Origin of the sequence: Streptomyces callyspongiae, from assembly GCF_047200695.1 — a bacterium.
Lineage (GTDB): Bacteria > Actinomycetota > Actinomycetes > Streptomycetales > Streptomycetaceae > Streptomyces.
The window spans coordinates 239,329-258,239 of sequence record NZ_JBJZOM010000005.1; the positions used below are offsets into that span (position 1 = coordinate 239,329).

Annotated in this window: 16 protein-coding genes and 1 riboswitch; of the genes, 14 read left to right on the forward strand and 2 right to left on the reverse strand. The window is 73.3% G+C overall.

All coding sequences use genetic code 11. From position 1 onward, the window contains the following. Positions 1-54 precede the first annotated feature (54 nt). Entirely contained in the window at positions 55-1,275 is a 1,221-nt protein-coding gene (gene metK, locus ACL06G_RS06765) for a methionine adenosyltransferase (RefSeq protein ID WP_412784326.1), read from the forward strand. A gap of 93 nt (positions 1,276-1,368) precedes the next feature. Further along, on the forward strand, positions 1,369-3,507 hold the full coding sequence (locus tag ACL06G_RS06770) for a primosomal protein N' (protein ID WP_412784327.1): 2,139 nt from the start codon (positions 1,369-1,371) through the stop codon (positions 3,505-3,507). 87 nt (positions 3,508-3,594) lie between these two features. On the opposite strand, the gene ACL06G_RS06775 is transcribed toward ACL06G_RS06770, so the two are convergent. Next, positions 3,595-4,155 (reverse strand): hypothetical protein, encoded by a 561-nt coding sequence (locus ACL06G_RS06775; RefSeq protein WP_412784328.1) that lies wholly within the window; start codon positions 4,153-4,155, stop codon positions 3,595-3,597. Positions 4,156-4,413: 258 nt separating this feature from the next. On the opposite strand from ACL06G_RS06775, the gene fmt reads away from it, so the two are divergent. From fmt to ACL06G_RS06820, 9 genes are all read left to right on the forward strand, one after another. Further along, positions 4,414-5,346 (forward strand): methionyl-tRNA formyltransferase, encoded by a 933-nt coding sequence (fmt, locus tag ACL06G_RS06780; RefSeq protein WP_412835568.1) that lies wholly within the window; start codon positions 4,414-4,416, stop codon positions 5,344-5,346. An 85-nt stretch (positions 5,347-5,431) separates the two neighbouring features. Further along, entirely contained in the window at positions 5,432-6,847 is a 1,416-nt protein-coding gene (locus tag ACL06G_RS06785; protein ID WP_412784330.1) for an RsmB/NOP family class I SAM-dependent RNA methyltransferase, read from the forward strand. 41 nt (positions 6,848-6,888) lie between these two features. Continuing rightward, on the forward strand, positions 6,889-7,563 hold the full coding sequence (gene rpe, locus ACL06G_RS06790) for a ribulose-phosphate 3-epimerase (protein ID WP_412784331.1): 675 nt from the start codon (positions 6,889-6,891) through the stop codon (positions 7,561-7,563). A 179-nt stretch (positions 7,564-7,742) separates the two neighbouring features. Beyond that, positions 7,743-8,750: a sugar-binding transcriptional regulator gene (locus tag ACL06G_RS06795; protein ID WP_412784332.1), complete on the forward strand. Its 1,008-nt coding sequence runs from the start codon at positions 7,743-7,745 to the stop codon at positions 8,748-8,750. 112 nt (positions 8,751-8,862) lie between these two features. Beyond that, on the forward strand, positions 8,863-10,308 hold the full coding sequence (locus ACL06G_RS06800) for a GuaB1 family IMP dehydrogenase-related protein (protein WP_412784333.1): 1,446 nt from the start codon (positions 8,863-8,865) through the stop codon (positions 10,306-10,308). An 86-nt stretch (positions 10,309-10,394) separates the two neighbouring features. Then, the gene (locus ACL06G_RS06805) at positions 10,395-11,105 is read left to right on the forward strand and encodes a class I SAM-dependent methyltransferase (RefSeq protein ID WP_412784334.1); all 711 of its coding nucleotides are present in this window, start codon (positions 10,395-10,397) and stop codon (positions 11,103-11,105) included. A 244-nt stretch (positions 11,106-11,349) separates the two neighbouring features. After that, on the forward strand, positions 11,350-11,799 hold the full coding sequence (locus ACL06G_RS06810) for an Lrp/AsnC family transcriptional regulator (protein ID WP_412784406.1): 450 nt from the start codon (positions 11,350-11,352) through the stop codon (positions 11,797-11,799). A gap of 251 nt (positions 11,800-12,050) precedes the next feature. Next, positions 12,051-12,863, forward strand: coding sequence for a carbon-nitrogen hydrolase family protein (locus ACL06G_RS06815; protein ID WP_412835569.1), 813 nt, complete (start codon positions 12,051-12,053; stop codon positions 12,861-12,863). Further along, positions 12,860-14,581: a flavin monoamine oxidase family protein gene (locus tag ACL06G_RS06820; protein WP_412835570.1), complete on the forward strand. Its 1,722-nt coding sequence runs from the start codon at positions 12,860-12,862 to the stop codon at positions 14,579-14,581. The genes ACL06G_RS06815 and ACL06G_RS06820 overlap by 4 nt, the downstream gene beginning before the upstream one ends. Before the next feature lie 42 nt (positions 14,582-14,623). On the opposite strand, the gene ACL06G_RS06825 is transcribed toward ACL06G_RS06820, so the two are convergent. Next, the gene (locus ACL06G_RS06825; protein WP_412784338.1) at positions 14,624-15,337 is read right to left on the reverse strand and encodes a DUF5995 family protein; all 714 of its coding nucleotides are present in this window, start codon (positions 15,335-15,337) and stop codon (positions 14,624-14,626) included. Between the two features lie 210 nt (positions 15,338-15,547). Continuing rightward, positions 15,548-15,678, forward strand: a riboswitch (FMN riboswitch). Positions 15,679-15,859: 181 nt separating this feature from the next. Here ACL06G_RS06825 and ribD point away from each other — a divergent pair. From ribD to ACL06G_RS06840, 3 genes are read left to right on the forward strand one after another with little or no spacing between them, the layout of a single operon-like run. After that, the gene (ribD, locus tag ACL06G_RS06830) at positions 15,860-16,939 is read left to right on the forward strand and encodes a bifunctional diaminohydroxyphosphoribosylaminopyrimidine deaminase/5-amino-6-(5-phosphoribosylamino)uracil reductase RibD (RefSeq protein ID WP_412835582.1); all 1,080 of its coding nucleotides are present in this window, start codon (positions 15,860-15,862) and stop codon (positions 16,937-16,939) included. Between the two features lie 10 nt (positions 16,940-16,949). Then, positions 16,950-17,570, forward strand: coding sequence for a riboflavin synthase (locus ACL06G_RS06835; RefSeq protein ID WP_412784339.1), 621 nt, complete (start codon positions 16,950-16,952; stop codon positions 17,568-17,570). Next, entirely contained in the window at positions 17,567-18,862 is a 1,296-nt protein-coding gene (locus ACL06G_RS06840) for a bifunctional 3,4-dihydroxy-2-butanone-4-phosphate synthase/GTP cyclohydrolase II (protein WP_412784340.1), read from the forward strand. The genes ACL06G_RS06835 and ACL06G_RS06840 overlap by 4 nt, the downstream gene beginning before the upstream one ends. Positions 18,863-18,911: the final 49 nt, after the last annotated feature.

Sequence of the window (18,911 nt, forward strand, 5' to 3'; positions counted from 1 at the left end):
CCCGAACGGTCCGACCATGTTCAGCCAGCAGCCGCTGCAACCCCAGGGAGCGATGTGTCCCGCCGCCTGTTCACCTCGGAGTCGGTGACCGAGGGTCACCCCGACAAGATCGCCGACCAGATCAGCGACACCATTCTCGACGCCTTGCTCAAGGACGACCCGGCTTCCCGCGTCGCCGTCGAGACACTGATCACCACCGGCCTGGTCCACGTGGCCGGAGAGGTCACCACGAAGGCCTACGCGCCCATCTCCACCCTTGTGCGCAACAAGATCCTCGAGATCGGCTACGACTCGTCCAAGAAGGGCTTCGACGGCGCTTCCTGCGGCGTGTCCGAGTCGATCGGCGCCCAGTCCCCGGACATCGCCCAGGGCGTGGACACCGCCTACGAGAAGCGGGTCGGCAGTGAGGGCGCGGACGCGTCCGACGACCTGGACAAGCAGGGCGCGGGCGACCAGGGCCTGATGTTCGGCTACGCCTGCGACGAGACGCCCGAGCTCATGCCGCTGCCCATCACGCTGGCGCACCGGCTCTCGGAGCGGCTGTCCACCGTCCGGAAGAACGGCACCATCCCCTACCTGCGCCCCGACGGCAAGACGCAGGTCACCATCGAGTACGACGGCGACAAGGCCGCCCGACTGGACACCGTCGTGGTGTCCTCGCAGCACGCCGCGGACATCGACCTGGACTCCCTCCTCGCACCCGACATCCGCGAGTTCGTCGTCGAACCGGAGCTCAAGCAGCTCGTCGAGGACGGCATCAAGATCGACACCGAGGGCTACCGCCTGCTGGTGAACCCCACGGGCCGCTTCGAGATCGGTGGCCCCATGGGCGACGCCGGCCTCACCGGCCGGAAGATCATCATCGACACCTACGGCGGCATGGCCCGTCACGGCGGTGGTGCCTTCTCCGGCAAGGACCCGTCCAAGGTCGACCGCTCGGCCGCGTACGCGATGCGCTGGGTCGCGAAGAACGTGGTGGCCGCCGGCCTGGCGACCCGCTGCGAGGTGCAGGTCGCCTACGCCATCGGCAAGGCCGAGCCGGTGGGCCTGTTCGTCGAGACCTTCGGCACCGCCAAGGCGGACGTGGAGAAGATCGAACAGGCCATCTCCCAGGTCTTCGACCTCCGTCCGGCCGCGATCATCCGCGACCTGGACCTGCTGCGGCCCATCTACTCCCAGACCGCCGCCTACGGCCACTTCGGCCGTGAGCTGCCGGACTTCACCTGGGAGCGCACCGACCGGGTCGACGCGCTGCGCAAGGCCGTCGGCCTCTGACGCATCCCGCCTGTCGTGGCCCGGCCCGAACCCTCGGTGCCGGGCCACGGCACGCAGCCGTCGGTGTCCGCGCTCTCTGGTAGGACTGAACCTGTGAGCAGCGCAGACGACACCGGAGGCAGTGCCGCGGAGCAGCCGCCGGAGCAGCTCGCCCTGCTGCGCGACACCGTCCGCAGAAGCCGCCCGCGGGCCCGACCACGCACCTGGCGGGGTGCCGCCCTGGCAGCGGACCGGCCGGTCGCACGGGTGCTCGTCGACAAGGGTCCGCTCCACCTCGACCGCTACTTCGACTACGCGGTACCGGCCGCCATGGACGCCGAGGCCCGTCCCGGCGTGCGGGTCCGCGTCCGCTTCGGAGCGGGAGAGAAGCAGGGAAGGCGCGAGGGGGGCCGCCTCACGAACGGATTCGTCGTCGAACGGGTGCAGGAGAGCGCGTTTCGCGGCGTGCTGGCACCGCTCGCCCAGGTCCTCTCGCCCGAACCCGTCCTCTCACCCGGTCTCCTCGCACTCTGCCGCACCGTCGCCGACCGGTACGCCGGTTCCCTCGCCGACGTCGTCCAGCTCGCCGTGCCGCCGCGTCTGGCCCGCGTCGAGAAGGAGACGTCTCCGCCCGCCGCACCTCCGCCCCCCGCCCCGTCACCGGGAGGCTGGGCGCGCTATCCCCAGGGTCCCGCGCTCCTCAGCGCACTCGGCGCCGGTGCCGCACCCCGGGCGGTGTGGACCGCACTCCCCGGTCCGGGATGGCCCGACGAACTCGCCCGTGCCATGGCTGCCTCCCTGGCGGCCGGCCGCGGCGCGCTCGCCGTACTGCCCGACGGCCGGACCGCGGCCCGCGTGGACGAAGCACTCACCGCTCTCCTCGGAGCGGGACGACACGTCCTGCTCAGCGCCGGAGTGGGGCCGGAGGTCCGCTACCGCCGGTGGCTCGCGGTGTCCCGGGGATCCGTCCGCGCCGTCGTCGGCACCCGGGCGGCCATGTTCGCTCCCGTGCACGACCTGGGACTGGCCGCCGTCTGGGACGACGCCGACCCGGCCCACGGCGACGACCACGCGCCCCAGCCGCACGCACGCGAGGTCCTGATGCTGCGCGCCGCGCACGAGAACGCCGGCCTGCTCCTCGGCAGCCACACCTGCACCGTGGAGGCGGCGCAACTGGTGGAGAGCGGCTGGGCCCGCCCCCTCACCGCCGAGCGGGAGACCGTGCGCGAAGCCGCGCCACTCATCCGCACCGTGGGGGACGGCGACGACGCCCGCGACCCGGCCGCGCGCTCCGCCCGGCTGCCCAGCATCGCCTGGCACACCGTGCGGGACGCGCTGCGGAACGGGCCGGTGCTGGTGCAGGTCCCCCGCCGTGGCTACGTCCCCCGGTTGTCCTGCGCCCGCTGCCGCACCCCGGCCCGCTGCGGCCGCTGCCACGGCCCGTTGGAAGCCACCGGGCCCGAGGACGCCCTGCGCTGTGCCTGGTGCGCCGAACCCGCACCGTCGTGGAGCTGCCCCGAATGCGGCGCCGCCCGCCTGCGCGGGACCGCCTTCGGAGCGCGACGCACCGCCGAGGAGCTGGGCCGGGCCTTTCCCTCGGTGCCCGTCCGCACCTCCGGCCGGGACCACATCCTGGAGTCCGTCCCCGAACATCCCGCGCTCGTGGTCTCCACCCCGGGGGCGGAACCCGTCGCCGACGGCCCCGGCTACGCCGCCGCTCTGCTGCTCGACGGCTGGATCCTGCTCGGGCGCCCCGACCTCCGGGCCGACGAGGAGGCCCTGCGACGGTGGCTCGGGGCAGCCGCCCTGGTCCGCCCGCACGGCGACGGCGGCACGGTGCTCGTCGTCGCCGAGCCGACGCTGCGGCCCGTGCAGGCGCTGCTGCGCTGGGACCCCACCGGCCACGCGGTCCGCGAACTCGGTGAGCGTGCGGAACTCGGTTTTCCGCCCGTCTCCCGCATGGCGGCCGCCTCCGGACCCGTCGGCACCGTGCTGCCCTTCCTCGAGGACGCCGCACTGCCCGCCCGCGCGGAGGTTCTCGGTCCGGTACCGCTGCCCGTCCCGCCCCCGGGCCGCCCCCGGCGCACCGGGGAACCGCCCCCCGGAGAGCAGTGGGAGCGGGCACTGGTCCGGGTCCCGCCCGGTGACGGCACGGCTCTCGCCGCCGCACTCAAGCAGGCCCGCGCGCGCCGTCTCGCCGCCCGCGAGGGGCCCGCGATCCGGATCCGGATCGATCCCCCGGACATCGGATGACGCCCCACCGCCCCACGCCGTCGCCCGACACCGACCCGAGGAGGGGGAGGCCGGGGTCGCCGGGCGACGGGGACGGCTGCGGAGGAGTCAGCCGTGACGCGGGCCCGGGAACGCCCCGGGCCGTGGTTCGTTGCGCGCGGACTGCGGGGTCTGTCCCGGAACCGAACGCGCCGCGGGCACGGCCGGAGCGGTGCCCACGCGGCCGGCGCCGCGCGCCGCCACCGGACGTGCCGGAGGGTGCGGAGCCTCCTCGGTACGCCCCTCCTCGCCGGCGCTCGTCCCGGGCTGCGCGGCGGCAGCATGGCGGCGCGCACCGTAGCGACGGTGCACCGCCTGCTTGGTGACGCCGAGCGCCGAACCGACCGCGTCCCAGGAGAAGCCCAGGGACCGATCGAAGTCGACCGCGGCCGTCACCAGCGTCTCCACGCTGTCGCGCAGTTCCTGCGCCAGCCGCACCGTCGGCGCCGGCGCCCGGCCGTAGACCACGAAGCCGGCCGACGATCCGGCGCGGCGCGGCCGGTAGACGTTCCCGAGCTGGGCGGTGAGCGTGCGCAGCGCGTCCACCTGCCGGCGGACCCGCTCGATGTCCCGCACCAGCAGGTGCAGGCTGGCCCGCGCCTGAGCGTCGTGGGTTGCGTGGTCGGCCATGAAGAAGCCTCTCGAGCCGGCGTGACAGGGACGGGGCCGCAGCGCGAGCGGCCCTGAAAGGTCAATCTGCCTTGACCAACGCGCGACCCGCCCGATCAGTCACGCCCCGGGCGCGCGACAGTTCCCGGGGGTCGTGCGATGCCCGCCGCGCTCCCGCGGACCCCCCACCGCCTCCTGGTGGGCCTGACCGGGACGTCCCGTGACGGCCCGTAGACTCGTCCGCGCCCCCAGCCGCCAGCGAGAGGTCATTCCCCACCGATGAGGCTCGTCTTCGCCGGAACCCCCGAGGTCGCCGTACCCGCCCTGGACGCCCTGCTCGCGTCCGACCGGCACGAGGTCGCGGCGGTCGTCACCCGACCGGACGCCCGCGCAGGACGGGGCCGTCACCTCGTGGCCAGCCCCGTCGCGCAGCGCGCCAGGGAAGCGGAGATCGAGGTTCTGCGGCCCCGGAGCCCCCGCGACCCCGACTTCCTCGCCCGGCTCGCCGCCCTCGCACCGGACTGCTGCCCCGTCGTCGCCTACGGCGCGCTCCTCCCGCGCGAGGCCCTCGACATTCCGGCCCACGGCTGGGTCAACCTGCACTTCTCGCTGCTGCCGGCCTGGCGCGGCGCAGCGCCCGTCCAGCACGCGCTGCTCGCCGGCGACGAAATGACCGGCGCCTCCACCTTCCGCATCGAGGAGAGCCTCGACTCCGGGCCGGTCTACGGTGTGCTCACCGAACGCGTGCGCCCCGCCGACACCAGCGGCGACCTCCTCACCAGGCTCGCGTTCGCCGGAGCCGGACTGCTCGCGGCCACCATGGACGGCATCGAGGACGGCACGCTGGAGGCCGTTCCCCAGGACTCCGAGGGCGTCAGCTTCGCCCCCAAGATCACCGTCGACGACGCCCGTGTCGACTGGACCGCTCCCGCACTGCGCGTGGACCGCGTGGTGCGCGGATGCGCCCCCGCCCCCGGCGCCTGGACGACCTTCCGCGGCGAGCGGCTCAAGGTGCGCGCCGCCGAACCGGCCCCGGAACACACCGGAGCGGCGCCCGGCGAGATCGTCGCGGGGAAGAAGGAGGTTCTCGTCGGGACGGGCTCGCACGCCGTGCGGCTGCTGTGGGTGCAGCCGCAGGGCAAGAAGCCCATGAAGGCCGCGGACTGGGCCCGCGGCGTCCGCATCGGCCCCGCGGACCGTCTCGGCGACTGAACGCCCGCTCGAGGCCCCGCGGCGCCGCCGGTGGGCGGGCTACGCTGGGCCTGCCCCCGCACACCGTCCCGGAGCACCCATCCCCGTGAACAACCGGCCCCGCCGCCCCGCGCAGCAGCCCCGCCGTTACCGGCGCCCCCGCAAGGACCCCGTCCGCATACTCGCCTTCGAGGCCCTGCGTGCGGTCGACGAGCGCGACGCCTACGCCAATCTCGTGCTGCCCCCGCTGCTGCGCAGAGCCCGGGACTCCGGCGAACTCGACACCAGGGACGCCGCACTCGCCACCGAACTCGTGTACGGCACCCTGCGTCACCAGGGCACCTACGACGCGATCCTCGCCGAATGCGTCGACCGTGCACTGCGCGACGTGGACCCGCCGGTCCTCGACGTCCTGTCCCTCGGAGCGCACCAGCTCCTCGGCACCCGCATCCCCTCCCACGCCGCCGTCAGCGCCACCGTGGAACTCGCACGCGTCGTCCTGGGCGACGGCCGCGCCAAGTTCGTCAACGCCGTGCTGCGGCGCATCGCCGCCGCCGACCTCGACGGCTGGCTGCAGCGGGTCGCACCGCCGTACGAGGAGGACCCCGAGGAACATCTCGGCATCCGGTACTCCCACCCCCGATGGGTCGTCTCCGCACTCTGGGACGCCCTCGGCGGGGGCCGGCAGGACATGGAGGAACTGCTCGCCGCGGACAACGAACGCCCCGAGGTCACCCTCGTGGCCCGGCCCGGACGGGCACGTCCGGAGGAGCTGCTCGACGCCCACGCCGTTCGCGGCCGCTGGTCGCCGTACGCGGTGCGCCTCAGCGACGGCGGCGAGCCCGGCGCCCTGGACGCCGTCCGCGAGGGCCGTGCCGGTGTGCAGGACGAGGGCAGCCAACTCGTCGCACTGGCCCTGGCACGGACCCCGCTCGAGGGCCCCGACGCGGCCTGGCTCGACGTCTGCGCGGGCCCGGGAGGCAAGGCCGCCCTCCTCGCGGCACTGGCCTCGGGGCACGACGCGTCCCTGACCGCCGCCGAACGGCAGCACCACCGCTCCCGACTCGTCGCCCGGGCGCTGGAGGGCAACCCCGGTCCCTGGCAGGTCGTCACGGCGGACGGCACCCGCCCGCCGTGGCGGCCCGGCACCTTCGACCGGGTGCTGGCCGACGTGCCCTGCACGGGGCTGGGAGCACTCCGGCGCCGGCCCGAAGCCCGGTGGCGCCGGCGTCCCGAGGACCTCGACGGGTTCGCTCCGCTCCAGCGCGGCCTGCTGGAACAGGCACTCGCGGCGGCCCGCCCGGGAGGCGTGGTCTGCTACGCGACCTGCTCCCCGCACCCCGCGGAGACCCGGGCCGTCGTGGACGACGTCCTCAAGCGCACCGGGGGCGCCGAACTGGTCGACGCGCGGCCCGCGCTGCCCGGCGTACCCGCCCTCGGCGAAGGGCCCGACGTCCAACTGTGGCCGCATGTCCACGGAACCGACGCCATGTATCTCGCCCTGCTCCGGCGGACGGCGTGACCCGGCGGCCGGGAGGTCCTGCGGGACGGGATACTTGCGGCATGGCTCAGATCAACCCCAGCATCCTCTCCGCCGACTTCGCCCGCCTCGCCGACGAGGCGAAAGCGGTCGAGGGCGCCGACTGGCTCCACGTGGACGTCATGGACAACCACTTCGTCCCCAACCTCACGCTCGGCGTACCCGTGGTCGAGTCCCTGCACCGGGCGACCGACACCCCGCTCGACTGCCACCTGATGATCGACGACCCGGACCGCTGGGCGCCGCAGTACGTCGAGGCGGGGGCCGGGTCGGTCACCTTCCACGCCGAGGCCGCCGCCGCCCCCGTACGGCTCGCCCGCGAGATCCGCGCGGGAGGCGCCCGCGCGGCGATGGCCCTCAAGCCGGCCACTCCCGTCGAACCGTACGAGGACCTGCTGCCCGAGCTGGACATGCTGCTGGTCATGACGGTGGAGCCGGGCTTCGGAGGCCAGGCCTTCCTGGACATCATGCTGCCCAAGATCCGCCGGACCCGGGAACTCATCGGCAAGCACGGTTTGGAGATGTGGCTCCAGGTGGACGGAGGCGTCTCGGGGGCCACCATCGAACGCTGTGCCGAGGCCGGGGCCGACGTCTTCGTCGCGGGCTCGGCCGTGTACGGCGCCGACGACCCGGCGGCCGCCGTCAGGTCGCTGCGGCACCGGGCCGAGCGGGCCGCAGGCGGCACCTGCCGCCACTGACGCCCACCGTGCCACCCCCGCGACGACGGGAGAGGCGGCCCGGCGTCACCGGCTCGTGATCTCCGGGCACGCACGGGCCACATGCCGCGCGGCATCTGCGAGGATGAACGAGCGGTGCGGAAGCGCAGTGACGGCAGAACAGTGAGGTGAGTGCGGTGTCGACGGGTCGGGCCACAAGAATGGGACCCGCCGAGCTGATGCAAGCGGCGGCCATTGCCCGCCGCTTCTACCTGGAGGGCAAGTCCAAGATCCAGATCGCCGACGAGTTCGGCGTCAGCCGTTTCAAGGTGGCGCGCGTCCTGGAGACCGCCCTCGACCGCGACCTGGTGCGCATCGAGATCCGCGTACCGGCGGAACTGGACGCCCAGCGGTCGGACGCGCTGCGCGCACGCTACGGCCTGCGGCACGCCGTCGTCGTCGAATCACCGACGGAGAGCACCGACACCGCCGCGGAGGAAGCGGGAGCCGACCCGGAGAACCTCGGTGAGGTCGCCGCAGACCTGCTCGGTGAACTCGTCACCGACGGCGATGTACTCGGACTGGCCTGGGGACGCTCCACCATCCACATGGCCGCAGCGCTCCGCCAACTCCCGCCCTGCACCGTCGTCCAGCTGACCGGCGTCTACGACGCGGGCACCGCCGACCGCGGCTCCGTGGAGGCCGTGCGCCGCGCGGCGGAGGTCGCCGGGGGAGAGGCGCACCCCCTCTACGCGCCCATGCTCCTCCCCGACCCGGCCACCGCCGCTGCACTGCGCAGCCAGACGGGCATCTCACGGGCCTTCGAGTACTTCGACAAGGTCACCGTCGCCGCCGTCTCCATCGGCTCCTGGGAGCCGGGCGTCTCCACCGTGCACGACATGCTGAGCGACTCCGAACGGGCCTACTACTCCTCCCTCGGTGTCGCTGCCGAAATGTCCGCCCACCTCTTCGACACCCAGGGCCGGCGCATCGGCCGGGACCTCGGCGAACGCTGCATCACGGTCGAGGCGGACCGGCTGCGGCGCATCCCCGAGGTCGTCGCCATCGCCGGCGGGCAGCGCAAGGCGGACGCCATCGCCGCGGTCCTCCGCTCCGGACTGGTCACCAGCCTCGTCACCGACACCGCAGCCGCCGACCACCTCCTCCAGGACACGACCGCGGCCCCGCTGCGCCCCGCCCTCGAACGCGCCGACCCCGACGGCGCCTGACCACCCGCACCGCCCGGTCCGGCGCCAGCGGCGAGGTTGTGGGATCGCACCACCGGCGCGGGCCGGGACTGGACGATCGGCCGTTCCCTTCCGGCCACCCCCGCATGGGACAATGAGGTACGTGCGTTTTCTGAATGATCAGCGTCCGTCGTACGACCTCACCTACGACGATGTCTTCATGGTCCCCTGCCGCAGTGCCGTCGGTTCCCGCCAGGGAGTGGACCTGGCGAGTTCGGACGGCACCGGTACCACCATCCCGCTCGTCGTGGCCAACATGACGGCCGTGGCCGGTCGGCGCATGGCCGAAACCATGGCCCGGCGCGGCGGCCTCGCCGTCGTCCCGCAGGACATCCCGCTCGACGTGGTCGCCGACGTCACCTCCTGGGTCAAGCAACGGCACCTCGTACTGGACACCCCCATCACCCTGGCACCGCAGCAGACCGTCGCCGACGCCCTGTCCCTGCTGCCCAAGCGGGCGCACGGCGCGGGTGTGGTGGTGCGCGACGGACGCCCGGTCGGCATCGTGACCGAGTCGGACCTCAGCGGAGTCGACCGCTTCACCCAGCTCACGGAGGTCATGTCCCGCGACCTGCTCGTCCTCGACGCGGACGTCGACCCGCGGGACGCCTTCAACCGGCTGGACGCAGCACACCGCAGGCTTGCTCCCGCCGTGGACGCGGAGGGCCGCCTCGTCGGCATCCTCACCCGCAAGGGCGCGCTGCGCGCCACGCTCTACACCCCGGCGACCGACGCGGAGGGGCGGCTGCGCGTCGCCGCAGCCGTCGGCATCAACGGCGACGTCGCCGGACGTGCCCGCAAACTCCTCGACGCGGGGGTCGACACCCTGGTCGTCGACACCGCGCACGGCCACCAGGAACGCATGCTGGAGGCCCTGCGCTCGGTGCGGTCCCTCGACCCGCAGGTCCCCGTCGTCGCGGGCAACGTGGTGGCCGCCGACGGCGTGCGGGACCTGATCGACGCCGGCGCGGACATCGTCAAGGTCGGCGTCGGACCCGGTGCGATGTGCACGACCCGCATGATGACCGGCGTCGGACGCCCGCAGTTCTCCGCGGTGCTCGAGTGTGCCGCCGAGGCACGACGGCACGGCAAGCACGTGTGGGCGGACGGCGGCGTCAGGCACCCGCGCGACGTCGCCATGGCCCTGGCCGCCGGGGCGTCCAACGTGATGATCGGGTCATGGTTCGCCGGCACCTTCGAGTCCCCCGGGGACCTGCAGCAGGCCTCCGACGGCCGTCTCTACAAGGAGTCCTTCGGCATGGCCTCCGCGCGCGCGGTGCGGAACCGCACCAGCGAGGAGTCGGCCTACGACCGCGCCCGAAAGGGCCTCTTCGAGGAGGGCATCTCCACCTCGCGCATGTATGTCGACCCGGCCCGCCCGGGCGTCGAGGACGTCGTCGACTCCGTCATCGCCGGCGTCCGCTCGGCCTGCACGTACGCCGGCGCCGGAACACTCGAGGAGTTCGCGGAGCGTGCCGTTGTCGGCGTGCAGAGCGCCGCCGGCTACGCCGAGGGGAAGCCCCTGCACCACAGCTGGTGACACCTCGTCCCCGCCCCTGCCCGGCCGGGCAGGGGCGGGGACGCGCACCCTTCTCCCGCGCCCCGGACCCTGCTCCAATGGCCCCCATGACCGAGGACATCGACTCCACCCTGCGGTCCCGTCTCCACCAGGGAACCGGCCCCGGCACGTTCACCCCGGACGGCTGTTCCGTCAGCCTCTACACCCGCCTCCCCGGGGACGGGACCGCGGACGTCGTCGCCGGGACCGCCCCACCCGGCGCGACCGTGCTGGAACTCGGCGCCGGAGCGGGCCGCACGACCCGGCCCCTGCTCGAGAAGGGCTTCCGCGTCACGGCCGTCGACGAGTCCGCGGAGATGCTGGCCCACATCGGCGGAACCCCCACCGTGCGGTCCACCATCGAGGACCTCCGGCTGGACACCCGCTTCGACGTGGTGCTGCTGGCCTCGTTCCTGGTCAACACCGCCGACCCCGCACTGCGGGACGCCCTCCTGGCGACCTGCGCCCGCCACGTCGCCCCGGGCGGGGCCGTACTGGTGCAGCGGGAGGGCGCGTGGCACCGTTCCAAGGAGGCCGGTGACACATGGCACCGCGACGGCATGACCGTGCGGGTCACGCTCCGCGAGTACACACCGGAGGGCGTCAAACGGACGCGCATGGAGTACGCGTTCGAGGACGCCACCTGGAGCCACACCTTCCTCTCCCACGACCTCCCGGACGGCCCGTTCGAGGAAGCTCTGGCACGCGCCGGACTCGCCCTGGACCGCCACCTCGACGACGGGCGGACCTGGGCCCGCGCGGTGCCCGCCGGGCAGTGACGCGCGCACGGGCAGCAGCGCGCCCGGCACCCGCGCCCCGTTCCAGTACGCTTCCGGTGTGCAGCGCCCCCCGCCCACGGCGGCACCGTGACGTGCGGGAACGCTGACAGGACCGGCCCCGGGAGCCGCAGCGGGGACGCCGCCGGTCGCCCTCCCACCGGCGGAACACGTCGTCGCCGACGGTGCCGCGCCACCCTGCCCGCCCTGCCGCGAAAAGCGAAGTGAACCACCTGCCGTGCGACACCTGAACGAACTCGACGAACGCATCGTCCGTGTCCTCGCCGAGGACGCGCGGCGCTCCTACGCAGACATCGGGACCGAGGTCGGGCTCTCCGCCCCGGCGGTCAAGCGCCGCGTGGACAGACTGCGCGCAGAAGGAGCGATCACCGGATTCACGGTGCGCGTCGACCCCGCCGCCCTCGGCTGGGAGACCGAGGGCTTCATCGAGATGTACTGCCGCTCCAACACCGGTCCGCAGGACATCCGCCGCGCCCTGACCCGCTACCCCGAGGTCGTGTCGGCCTCGACCGTCACCGGCGACGCCGACGCCGTCGTGCAGGTCTTCGCCGCCGACATGCGGCACTTCGAGACGGTGCTGGAACGCATCGCGTCCGAGCCGTTCGTCGAACGCACCCGGTCCGTACTGGTGCTCTCCCCGCTGCTGCGCCGCTACTCCTCCGGAGCACCCACCTGACGTGAGGCTCCGGCGAGCAAGGTCCACCGACCGAGCGGACGCGGGCCCTCCCAGCCGCTCCGACCGCTGACAGCTCCCGTCCCCCCCCACCTCGATCCCCGACGCGCCCTGCAACACATCGCCGTTCGAGTGGCAGAACACGCAACGAACGCCCGGTGCAGACGCAACGGACGCGTCTTGTCCGGCGTATCCGGCCCCCGTACCGTCGAGGTTGCTTCCCCGCATCCCCGTACGACCAGGTCAGAGGTTCCATGCCGCCGCTGCGCATCGCGCTGTACCAGGGCCCCGGCGGTGTACCCGCCACCACCGACGTCTCCCTCGATGCCCTCGACGCCGCCGCCCGCCGCGCCGCCCTTCGCGGCGCCCGGCTGCTCGTCGCTCCGGAGCTGTACCTCACCGGATATGCCCTGGGAGCCCGCACCGCCGAGTGCGCCGAGCCGGTGGACGGCCCCGGCGCGGAGGCCGTCGCACGCATCTGCGCACACCACGGCCTCGCCGTGGCGTACGGCTATCCGGAACGAGCGGGGGACCTCGTCCACAACTCCGTCCACCTCGTCGGCCCGACGGGGGAGACTCTCGCCCACTACCGCAAGACCCACCTGTACGGCGACTACGAACGCACCCACTTCACCCCCGGCGGCGAACCCGTGGTGCAGGCGGACCTCGACGGCCTCCGCCTGGGCCTCCTCGTCTGCTACGACGTCGAGTTCCCCGAAGCGGTCCGCGCCCACGCCCTCGCCGGCACCGACGTGCTCGTGGTCCCCACCGCACTGATGCGCCCCTACGAGTTCGTGGCGCACACCCTGCTCCCGGCCCGCGCCTGGGAGAACCAGATGTACATCGCCTACGCCAACCGCTCCGGGACGGAGGGGGACTTCGCCTTCGCGGGGCTCAGCTGCCTCGCCGCCCCGGACGGGGCCGTCCGCGCCCGCGCCGGTTCGGGCGAGGAACTCCTCGTCGCCGAGGCCGACCCCGCGCTGCTCGCCGCCTCCCGGGCGGAGAACACCTATCTCGCGGACCGCCGTCCCGAGCTGTACCACCCGCAAGGAGAGACCCACCGATGACGTCCACCGTGCCCACGGCCGCCCACGACGACGACCACCGCGACCAGGACGCCACCGCACACGCCGAGCAGCCGCTCACCATGTTCGGCCCGGACTTCCCGTTCGCCTACGACGACTTCCTGGCCCACCCGGCAGGCATCGGAGCCGTCCCCGCCACCGAGCACGGCACCGAGGTCGCGGTCATCGGCGGTGGCCTGTCCGGCATCGTCGCCGCCTACGAACTGATGAAGATGGGGCTCAAGCCGGTCGTCCACGAGGCCGACCGGATAGGCGGCCGGCTGCGCACCGACCGCTTCGAGGGCTGCGACGGAGACCTGACCGCCGAGATGGGCGCGATGCGTTTCCCGCCGTCCTCCACCGCCTTCCAGCACTACGTGGACCTGGCGGACCTGCGGACCACGCCCTTCCCCAACCCGCTGGCCCCCGACACTCCCTCGACCGTCGTCGACCTCAAGGGGGAGTCGCACTATGCCCGCACGCTCGACGACCTGCCCGAGGTGTACCACCAGGTCATGGAGGCCTGGAACGCCTGTCTCGAGGAGGGCGCCGACTTCTCCGACATGCAGCAGGCCATCCGTGAGCGCGATGTGCCGCGCATCCGGGAGATCTGGGCGCAGCTGGTCGAGAAGCTCGACAACCAGACCTTCTACGGCTTCCTGTGCGACTCCCCGTCGTTCTCGTCCTTCCGCCACCGGGAGATCTTCGGCCAGGTGGGATTCGGCACCGGCGGCTGGGACACCGACTTCCCCAACTCCATCCTCGAGATCCTCCGCGTCGTCTACACCGGCGCCGACGACGACCACCGCGGCATCGTCGGCGGCAGCCAGCAGCTGCCGGAGCGACTCTGGGAGCGGGAGCCCGCCAAGATCGTCCACTGGCCGCACGGCACCTCCCTCGCCTCCCTGCACGACGGCGGCCGGCCCCGCCCCGCCGTGACACGCCTGCACCGCACGGCCGGCGACCGCATCACGGTGACCGACGCCGACGGGCGCATCCGCACCTACCGCGCCGCGGTCTTCACCGCGCAGTCCTGGCTGATGCTGAGCAAGATCGACTGTGACGACGCGCTGCTGCCCATCGACCACTGGACGGCGGTGGAGCGCACCCACTACATGGAGTCGTCCAAGCTGTTCGTGCCCGTCGACCGGCCGTTCTGGCTCGACGAGGACGCGGAGACCGGACGCGACACGATGTCGATGACGCTCACCGACCGGATGACGCGCGGCACGTACCTCCTGGACGACGGCCCGGACCGGCCCGCGGTCATCTGCCTCTCCTACACCTGGTGCGACGACAGCCTCAAGTGGCTCCCGCTGAGCACCCGGGAGCGCATGGACGTCATGCTGAAGTCGCTCAAGGAGATCTATCCGAAGGTCGACATCCGCCGCCACATCATCGGAGACCCGGTGACGGTGTCCTGGGAGAACGAGCCCTACTTCATGGGCGCCTTCAAGGCGAACCTTCCCGGCCACTACCGGTACCAGCGGCGCCTGTTCACCCACTTCATGCAGGACCGGCTGCCGGAGGGGCGTCGCGGCCTGTTCCTCGCCGGCGACGACATCTCCTGGACGGCGGGCTGGGCAGAGGGAGCGGTCCAGACGGCGCTGAACGCCGTGTGGGGCGTGATGCACCACCTCGGTGGTGCCACGGATCCCTCGAACCCCGGCCCGGGCGATGTCTTCGACGAGATCGCCCCCGTGGAACTCCCCGAAGACTGAGGCGTCCGCGGCGGCCCACCCCGGGGTGGGCCGCCGCCCCGCTCACCCGCGCCGGACGCGCACGTCCAGCGGAGTGACCAGGCAGCGACCGGCCAGGCCCACCGCCGCGTCCAGCCGCTCCGCGAACTCCTCCGTCAGGTCGGGAAAGCGGCGCAGGCCCCACATGGACCTGAAGGCCACCCACGCTCCGTCCCGTGCGCGGTCCAGACTCCACGCCCCCACCAGGTGCGTCAGCGGGTCCGCCACCTCCAGCAGGTCGGGGCCGGGCATCAACTCCTCGCGCACCGCCTCCTCCAGTTCCGCCAGCACCTCGCCCACCCGGTCGAAGTCCCGCTCCAGCAGAGCGGGCCGGGCGCCCCTCGCGCGGCAGGTGTCCAGCAGAGCCAGGGCCAGATCGTGCCCGATGTGCGCGTTGATCCCCGCCAGTGCGAACTGGACGGGCCGCACGCCCGGATGGCCCCGCGACCGGAACAACGGGCGCCAGCACGCCGGTCCGCACCCATGGTCGAAGAATCCTTCCACCGCCCGCAGGTACCGGTCCGCGAAGCGCACCGCGAGATCCGCCGAGGCCTCCCGTGCGGTGAAACCACCCGCCTCCAGGCGACGCGCCAGTTCCACCGTCACCCGCAGGTACATCCGGTTGAACACCGCCACACCGTCGTGCGAGGGCAAACCGGCGTGCACCGCCCGCATGCGTGCGACCACGCCGGCCATCGGCCCGTACGGCACCGCCTGCCGCTGCTCCACTGCCGTCATGCCGAGGAGGGTGCCACCCGGACGGCCCCCGCGTCCGCGTGCCGCCGTGCCGTGCCCCCAACGAGCGACCACCGGTACGCTCCGCGGCCCCTGCAGGCCCGTCCGCAGTTGCGTGACGTGGCGGGAACACAGCGTTGTGAGTGAGGACACAGGAGGTCACCTGCATGGGCTCCGGCCCGCCGTGGCAGACTGAGGGAGTACCAGTGACGTCAGCGCACTCCGGGGTCGGTGAAAGTCCGAACCGGCGGTTACAGTCCGCGACCCGATCGCAGCCAGTGATCGGTTGACCAGGTGAAACTCCTGGACCGACGGTGAAAGTCCGGATGGGAGGCAGTGCGCGGCGGACGACGACCGGTACCCGCCGCGCGCGGCTGTGCTCCGTTCCGGAGCACCTCCCCGCTGCCGCGCGCATCCCCCGGTCGGCGTTCCGTCCATGTTCCTCGCAGCCCCGGAGTCCGCGCCAGAGAAGGCGAGGAGGACCCGGTGGCAGAGAGCCCCCAGGCCGCGGCCGAACGCGCCGCCATGCACCGTGCCGTGGAACTCGCCGCGCGCGGACTGGGTTCCACCAGCCCCAACCCCGTCGTCGGATGCGTCGTCCTCGACCCGCACGGCCGGGCCGTGGGAGAGGGCTGGCACCAGCGCGCCGGCGGTCCGCACGCCGAAGTCCACGCCCTCGCCGAAGCCGGTGACGACGCGGCCGGCGGCACCGCGGTCGTCACGCTCGAGCCCTGCGACCACACCGGCCGTACCGGCCCCTGCACACAGGCCCTCCTCGACGCCGGGATCGCACGGGTCGTCTACGCCGTCCCCGACCCCGACGGGGCCGCCGCGGGCGGAGCCGCCACCCTCACCGCCGCCGGCGTCGAGGTCGTCCCCGGTCTCCTCGCCGACGAGGCGGCGGAGGTCAACGCCGCCTGGCTCACCGCAGTCCGTCGCGGAACACCCCACGTCACCTGGAAGTACGCCGCATCCCTCGACGGCCGCAGCGCCGCCTCCGACGGGACGAGCCGCTGGATCACCTCGCAGGAATCACGCCACGACGTCCACCGCCTCCGCGCCCGGTCGGACGCGGTGCTGGTCGGCTCCGGCACCCTCCGCGCCGACGACCCCCACCTCGCGGTCCGCGGCATCCCGGGAGCCACCCAGCCGCTGCGCGTCGTGCTCGACACCGACGCGCGGGTCCGGCCGGACGCCCGCGTCCTCGACGACGACGCCCCCACCCTCGTCGCCGTCGCCGAGGACGCCGACACCACCCAGCTGCCCGAGACCGTGGAGGTCCTCCGCCTGCCCCGGTGCGACGGCGGCCTCCCCCTGCCGGACCTCCTGAGGCATCTGCAGCAGCGCCAGGTCCGGTCCGTGCTGCTGGAGGGCGGGCCGACACTGGCCGGCGCCTTCCTCGCCGCGGGCCTGGTGGACCGGGTCGTCGGCTACCTCGCCCCCGTGCTGCTCGGCTCCGGCCCGGCCGCCCTGGCCGGTGCCGGCGTCACCACCCTCTCCGAGGCGCAGCGCCTGACGATCACCGAGACCGTCCGCCTCGGCCCCGACCTCCGCGTCACCGCCGTTCCGGGCGCACCCACCCGCTCCGCCGCCCACCGACCCTGAAGGAGCCCAGATGTTCACCGGAATCGTCGAAGAACTCGGCGAGGTCGTCGAGATCGAGAACCGGCAGGACGCCGCCCGGTTCCGGTTGCGGGGACCGCGGGTCACCGACGGCGCCCGGCACGGCGACTCCATCGCCGTCAACGGCGTCTGTCTCACCGTCGTCGACACCGCCGGCGGCGAGTTCACCGCCGACGTGATGGCCGAGACGCTGCACCGGTCCTGCCTCGGAGCACTCACCGCCGGCTCCCGCGTCAACCTCGAACGTCCGATGGCCCTCGGTGGCCGCCTCGGCGGCCACCTCGTGCAGGGCCACGTGGACGGCACCGGCTCGATCGCCGAACGGACCCCCGCCGAGCACTGGGAGAGCGTGCGCATCTCCCTCCCGGACGGCCTGGCCCGCTACGTCGTCGAGAAGGGCTCCATCACCGTCGACGGGGTCTCGCTCACCGTCGTCGAGGCCGGCGAAGACTTCCTCACCGTGAGCCTGATCCCGACCACGCTGGAGACGACCACACTGGGCGTCAAGCAGCCCGGCGACCCGGTCAACCTGGAGGTCGACGTCCTCGCCAAGTACGTGGAACGACTGCTGGGTGCCGGAGTCGTCCCGCAGGCGGAAGGAGCACTGCGATGACCGCACTGCCGAACTGGTACCCGGAAACCGGCGACACGCCGGGGCTCGCTCTCGACCCGGTCGAGCAGGCGATCGCCGACATCGCCGCCGGGCGGCCCGTCGTCGTGGTCGACGACGAGGACCGGGAGAACGAGGGCGACCTCGTGGTGGCGGCCGAAACCGTCACCCCCGAGATCGTCGCCTTCATGATGAGCGAGTGCCGCGGACTGATCTGCGCGCCGGTGGAAGCGGCCGAACTCGACCGGCTCGCCATGCCGCAGATGGTGGAGCGCAACACCGAGTCGATGGGCACCGCCTTCACCGTTTCCGTCGACGCCACCGGCGCCCACGGCGTCACCACCGGGATCTCCGCGGCCGACCGCGCCACCACGATCCGGCTGCTCGCCGACCCCGGGGCGTCGGCGGGCGACTTCGTGCGCCCGGGCCACGTCTTCCCGCTCCGTGCCCGCGACGGCGGTGTGCTCGCCCGTCCCGGGCACACCGAGGCCGGGGTCGACCTCGCCCGTCTCGCGGGCCTCCGCCCGGCCGCAGCCATCGTGGAGATCGCCGGTGAGGACGGCGTGATGCTGCGACTCCCCGAACTCGTCCCGTTCGCCCGCAAGCACGGCCTGTCCATCATCTCCATCGAGGACCTCATCGCCCACCGCCGGGCCGAGCCCACCGTCCGCCGCGAGGCGACCACCCGCCTCCCCACGCGCTACGGCGACTTCCAGGCGTTCGGATACCGCTCCACCGCCGACGGCATCGAGCACATCGCCCTGGTCGCCGGGGACGTCTCCGCCCGCGACGGCGAGGACGTACTGGTGCGCGTCCACTCCGAGTGCCTCACCGGCGACGTCTTCGGATCGCAGCGCTGCGACTGCGGCCCCCAGCTGCAGGCGTCCCTCGACCGGGTCCAGGCGGAGGGCCGCGGAGTGGTGCTCTACCTCCGGGGCCACGAGGGCCGCGGCATCGGCCTGATGTCCAAACTGCGCGCCTACGAACTGCAGGAACGCGGCCGCGACACTCTCGACGCCAACCTGGAACTGGGCCTCCCCGCGGACGCACGCGACTACGCGGCGGCCGCACGCATCCTCGCCGACCTCGGAGTCCGCTCGCTGCGGCTGATGACCAACAATCCCCGGAAGACCGCCGCCCTGGTCGAGCACGGGCTGCGCGTCACGGGCCGCGAACCCATGCCCGTCGACGCCGGCGAGCACAACATCCGCTACCTGCGCACCAAACGCGACCGGATGGGCCACGAACTGCCGTGGCTCGACGCCGAGCCCGTCTCGGCCTGCGGCAACCAGTGAGCCGCGTCCCGTCGCGGGACCACCGAACGACACCACCCACCAGCACCGC

What these genes read in the sequence shown, in the direction of transcription:
- ACL06G_RS06775 (WP_412784328.1), bottom strand. Translation starts at nt 4,155, where the DNA reads ATGGCCGACCACGCAACCCACGACGCTCAGGCGCGGGCCAGCCTGCAC.
- fmt (WP_412835568.1), top strand. Translation starts at nt 4,414, where the DNA reads ATGAGGCTCGTCTTCGCCGGAACCCCCGAGGTCGCCGTACCCGCCCTG.
- rpe (WP_412784331.1), top strand. Translation starts at nt 6,889, where the DNA reads ATGGCTCAGATCAACCCCAGCATCCTCTCCGCCGACTTCGCCCGCCTC.
- ACL06G_RS06795 (WP_412784332.1), top strand. Translation starts at nt 7,743, where the DNA reads ATGGGACCCGCCGAGCTGATGCAAGCGGCGGCCATTGCCCGCCGCTTC.
- ACL06G_RS06800 (WP_412784333.1), top strand. Translation starts at nt 8,863, where the DNA reads ATGAGGTACGTGCGTTTTCTGAATGATCAGCGTCCGTCGTACGACCTC.
- ACL06G_RS06805 (WP_412784334.1), top strand. Translation starts at nt 10,395, where the DNA reads ATGACCGAGGACATCGACTCCACCCTGCGGTCCCGTCTCCACCAGGGA.
- ACL06G_RS06815 (WP_412835569.1), top strand. Translation starts at nt 12,051, where the DNA reads ATGCCGCCGCTGCGCATCGCGCTGTACCAGGGCCCCGGCGGTGTACCC.
- ACL06G_RS06820 (WP_412835570.1), top strand. Translation starts at nt 12,860, where the DNA reads ATGACGTCCACCGTGCCCACGGCCGCCCACGACGACGACCACCGCGAC.
- ACL06G_RS06825 (WP_412784338.1), bottom strand. Translation starts at nt 15,337, where the DNA reads ATGACGGCAGTGGAGCAGCGGCAGGCGGTGCCGTACGGGCCGATGGCC.
- ribD (WP_412835582.1), top strand. Translation starts at nt 15,860, where the DNA reads ATGCACCGTGCCGTGGAACTCGCCGCGCGCGGACTGGGTTCCACCAGC.
- ACL06G_RS06835 (WP_412784339.1), top strand. Translation starts at nt 16,950, where the DNA reads ATGTTCACCGGAATCGTCGAAGAACTCGGCGAGGTCGTCGAGATCGAG.
- ACL06G_RS06840 (WP_412784340.1), top strand. Translation starts at nt 17,567, where the DNA reads ATGACCGCACTGCCGAACTGGTACCCGGAAACCGGCGACACGCCGGGG.